Raw genomic sequence first — 4,292 nt, 5'->3', positions numbered from 1 at the left:
TTTTGGTTTTTTTTTTTTGGTGGGTGTTGTTGTTTTTTTTTCGCCTCTGGTGGGGGTTGGGGGGGGGGGGGGGGGGGGGGGGGTGCCGGGGGCCCCGGCCCCCTTTGCAGGGCTGTACGGCGAGGAGTTACGAGAGACATGGGACTGACCGCGAGGATCCGTACCCGCGACGGATGGGCCGTGTCGCACGCGGTCGTCACGGTGACCGACGCGACCGGCGCGCAGGTGCTGCGGGCCGAGGCGGACGCGGAGGGGGCGGTGCGGGACGTGAACCCGCTGGCCCCCGGGCCGTACACCGTGATCGTCACGGCCGTCGGGTACGCGCCCGCCGCAGCCACCGCGATGGTCACCGCGAGCGGCCGGGCCGAAGTCGGCACGGTCACCCTGGCCCGGCAGGGCGGCACCGAACTGCCGCCGCCCGGCCCCTGGACCGTCGACCCGGCGCACTCCACGGTCGGCGCGGTCGCCCAGCACCTGGGCATCTCCAGCGTGCGCGGCCGTTTCACCGACTTCGCGGCTACGGTCGAGATCGCCCCCGACGACATCGCCAAGTCCCGTGTGGAGGCGGTCATCCGGGCCGCGTCCATCGACACGGGGAACGGTATGCGGGACGACCACCTTCGGTCCGCCGACTTCCTGGACGTGGACCGATTCCCCGAGATCACGTACCGCTCCACGGGCCTGGCCCCCGCCGGTTCCGACCGCTGGACGGTCCACGGCGAACTGACCCTCCGCGGTGTCGTACGACCCGTCGACCTCGACCTCGCCTACCTCGGCACCGGCGCCGACCCCTGGGGCGGCACCCGCGCCGCGTTCCGGGCCACCACCGAACTGCACCGCGAGGACTTCGCGATGAACTACAACCAGGTCGTCCAGGCGGGCATCGCCGCGATCGGTACGACCCTCAAGGTCGAGCTGGACATCCAGGCTGTGCAGGGGGAGTCCCTGCCTCAGGCGTAACGCGGTGCCGTGCGCCTAGGCTGGCCGCATGGCACCGAACATCGCGACCAACACCACCGTCTCCCTGGACGAGTTGCTCGACTTCGTACGACCCCGTCACCGCGCCCTGCTGCTGACCCGGCGGGCCGACGGCGGCCCCCAGGCCTCGCCGCTGACCTGCGGGGTCGACGACTCCGGGCGGATCGTCGTCTCCACCTACCCCGAGCGCGCCAAGACCCGCAACGCCAAGCGGGACCCGCGCGTCAGCCTCGTCGTCCTGAGCGACGACTGGGACGGCCCGTGGGTCCAGATCGACGGCACCGCCGAGGTCATCGACCCGCCGGAGTCCGTGGAACCCCTCGTCGAGTACTACCGCAACATCGCCGGCGAACACCCGGACTGGGACGAGTACCGCGCGGCGATGCTGAAGCAGGGCAAGTCGATCATCCGCGTGACGCCGGAGCGGTGGGGGCCGGTTGCCACCGGCGGTTTTCCGGCGCGGCTCGTCGAGGGCTGAGCGTGTGCTGGGGGCTCCGCCCCCAGACCCCCATCGGCCCTGAAGGGGCCTCGTCCTCAAACGCCGGACGGGCTGATTTTCCCGACCGGGGTTGACGCGGCCACCCGGTGCTCAAGCCCGCAGCGGGCAGATTTCGCGGGCCCGGTCGAAAGACACGCCCCGCCCTCAAACCCACGACAAACCGACTTTGCCGACCCGAGCCGAAAAACCCGCCTCGGCCCCAAGCCCACAGCCGACAGACCTCGCCGGCCCGGTCGAAAGACACGCCCCGCCCTCAAACCCACGACAAACCGATTTTGCCGACCCGGGCCGAAAAACCCGCCCCGGCCCCAAGCCCGCAGCGGGCAGATTTTGTCGGCCCGGTCGCAGGGCTCGCCCGTGCTCAAGCCCGCGGTGGGGTGTTTTCGTCGCCGTCGCGCTTCACCATCGCCTCGATGCCCGCCACCAGCAGGTCCAGGGCGAAGGTGAAGTCCCGTTCCATCATCTCCGCGACCGTGTCGCCGCCCCGGGCCGCCATGAGTTTCCTGGACTCCTCCACGATCTCGGCGGTCGTCGGTGCCCCGTCGAACGTCGTCATGGCGTGCCGGAAGTAGTCGTCGGGGGTCATGCCGGTGTCGGCGACGCGGGCGAAGAAGTGGCCCTCGATCGTGCCGTAGCCGTACACGAACTGGAAGACGGCCGAGATCGCCCCCGTCAGCCCGTGCTCCGGCAGCCCCGTGCGCCGGATCACGCGCTGCACGACGCGGGAGAAGGCCAGGTTGTTCGGCCCGATGTTGAGAAACGTCCCGGCGAGCGGCGACAGCCACGGGTGTCGTACCAGCAGGCCCCGGTACTCCGTGGCCAGCATGCGGAGTTGCTCCCGCCAGTCCTCTCCCTCGGCCTCCGGATCGGGCAACGACAACTCGCCGAAGACGGCGTCCAGGGCGAGTTCGAGGAGGTCGTCCTTCGTGTCGACGTACCAGTAGACGGACATCGCCGTCACGTTCAGCTCCGTGGCGAGCCGCCGCATGGAGAACTTCGCGAGGCCCTCGGCGTCGAGGAGTCGTACGGTGGCGAGGGTGATGCGGGTGCGGTCGAGACCGGAGGGCTGTCCGCCACCGCGAGCACTTCGAGGTGCCTTCTGTTCCAGCCAGACACTGGTGCGCGCAGAACGCCCTGACGACGGGGGTGTCTTGGCCACGACGCACCTTCCTCAAGATCTCAATCCCGGATCACTGTATTAAGGGGCGCGGGGCTGTGACATTTGCGGCTCCGCCACGTGAGCGCGACCAGCCACAACACACCCGCACCCGCTACTGAGCGACCACCACCCCCGAGTCTGCCCGCTCCGCCCGCCACAACAACGCAGCCGCAAGCAACCCCCCGGTCAAGACAGCAACCGCCCCCACCAACTGACTGACCTCCAGCGCGGAAGAGAAGGAATCCGTCACCCTCTCCCGCTCGGCCTCAGTAGTCGCCCCCGCAAATCCCTCCGGCAAGGAGCCCGCCGCGAACCGCGAACTCAGCACCGCACCGAGAACGGCGACCCCCAACCCGTTCCCGAACTCCCCCAGCGTTCCATTCACGCCCGCCCCGACCCCCGCCTTCTGCGGCGGAATCGCACTCATGATCGCGTGAGCCATCGCCGGATTGGCAAGAGCCGCCCCCGCCCCGATGAGCATCAACCCCACCAGAGTCCCCGCATACCCACCGGACGCGAACGACGCGATCGACACCAGCCCCGCCGACATCAACACCATGCCCAGCCCGATCGCCACCGGCGCCCCCAATCTCGCCGTCCACTTCGCCGCCAGCCCCGAGAAGTTGAGCGCGACGATCGCCAGCGCGAGCGGCGCCGTCCGTACGCCGGCCTCCAACGGGCCGTAGCCGAGGACGAATTGGAGGTGCTGGGTGAGGAGAAAAAGGGAGCCGGCCATGCCGAAGGTGATCAGGACGACTCCGGTGACCGCGCCCGTGAACCGGCGGTCGCGGAAGAAGTCGAGGTCGAGCATGGGGTACGGGACCCGGTGCTCCCAGTACGCGAAGGCGGCGAGGACGACGACAGCCAACACCCCCGTGAGCAGCACCCGCCCCGACGTCCAGCCGTGCGCCGGCCCGGAGATGATCGCGTAGACCAGCGCGGCCATGCCGACTGTGGAGAGCAGGGCGCCGAGGAGGTCGGGGCGGTCGCCGCGCGGGCTCTTGGACTCGGGGACCAGGGCGACCGCCGCGACCAGCGCCAGGGCCGCGACGGGGAGGTTGATCAGGAAGATCGCGCCCCACCAGAAGTGGTTGAGCATGAAGCCGCCGAGGAGCGGGCCGGTCGCGAAGCCGAGGGCGTTGACGGCGGCCCAGATGCCGATCGCCTTCGGCTGTTCCTCGGGGGCAAAGATCTGCATCACGACGGCGAGGGTGGTGGTGATGAGCAGCGCACCGCCGACCCCCATCCCGGCCCTCGCGACGATCAACTGCCCTGTGGAGTCGGCGAGTCCGGCGATCAGTGAGCCCGTGCCGAAGAGTACGAGACCCGTGATCAGCATCTTCTTGCGGCCGTAGCGGTCGGCGGCGCTGCCCGCGGTGAGCAGGAGCCCCGACTGTACGAGCGAGTACGCGTTGATCATCCACTGGATGTCCGCGGTGCTCGCGTCGAGTTCGCGGGTGAGCGAGGGGATCGCGACGTTCAGGACGGTGTTGTCGAGCAGCACGGTGAGCTGCGCGAGGCAGATGACGCCCAGGACGATCCAGCGCTTGGGGTGGGAGGCGGTCGGCATGCTGTACACCGTAGAACAGTTCCTATACGGCGTACAACGGAGATACGGCAGACACGAAGCGGGGCGGTGACCGTGTGGTCACCGCC

Annotated in this window: 4 protein-coding genes; 2 read left to right on the top strand and 2 right to left on the bottom strand. The window is 69.5% G+C overall.

What is annotated here, in order from left to right; genetic code table 11:
• Positions 1–138 precede the first annotated feature (138 nt).
• On the top strand, positions 139–960 hold the full coding sequence (locus tag ACFXC1_RS27255; protein WP_381246826.1) for a YceI family protein: 822 nt from the start codon (positions 139–141) through the stop codon (positions 958–960).
• 28 nt (positions 961–988) lie between these two features.
• Complete coding sequence (locus ACFXC1_RS27250) at positions 989–1,456, top strand: PPOX class F420-dependent oxidoreductase (protein ID WP_381246824.1); 468 nt, start codon at positions 989–991, stop codon at positions 1,454–1,456.
• 382 nt (positions 1,457–1,838) lie between these two features.
• Here ACFXC1_RS27250 and ACFXC1_RS27245 read toward each other — a convergent pair whose 3' ends face one another.
• Positions 1,839–2,636 carry a TetR/AcrR family transcriptional regulator gene (locus tag ACFXC1_RS27245; RefSeq protein WP_381246821.1) on the bottom strand — a complete coding sequence of 266 codons (798 nt, stop codon included), beginning with the start codon at positions 2,634–2,636 and terminating at the stop codon, positions 1,839–1,841.
• Positions 2,637–2,748: 112 nt separating this feature from the next.
• Entirely contained in the window at positions 2,749–4,206 is a 1,458-nt protein-coding gene (locus ACFXC1_RS27240) for an MFS transporter (protein ID WP_381246819.1), read from the bottom strand.
• Positions 4,207–4,292 lie beyond the last annotated feature (86 nt).

This window comes from Streptomyces hokutonensis (assembly GCF_042751305.1).
Lineage (GTDB): Bacteria > Actinomycetota > Actinomycetes > Streptomycetales > Streptomycetaceae > Streptomyces > Streptomyces hokutonensis_A.
The sequence above is the reverse complement of the archived record's forward strand: the minus strand, read 5'-3'. Positions and strand labels throughout refer to the sequence as shown.

Bases quoted from the DNA above. Each gene is read 5' to 3' on its own strand.
- ACFXC1_RS27255 (WP_381246826.1), top strand. From the start codon at position 139: ATGGGACTGACCGCGAGGATCCGTACCCGCGACGGATGGGCCGTGTCG.
- ACFXC1_RS27250 (WP_381246824.1), top strand. From the start codon at position 989: ATGGCACCGAACATCGCGACCAACACCACCGTCTCCCTGGACGAGTTG.
- ACFXC1_RS27240 (WP_381246819.1), bottom strand. From the start codon at position 4,206: ATGCCGACCGCCTCCCACCCCAAGCGCTGGATCGTCCTGGGCGTCATC.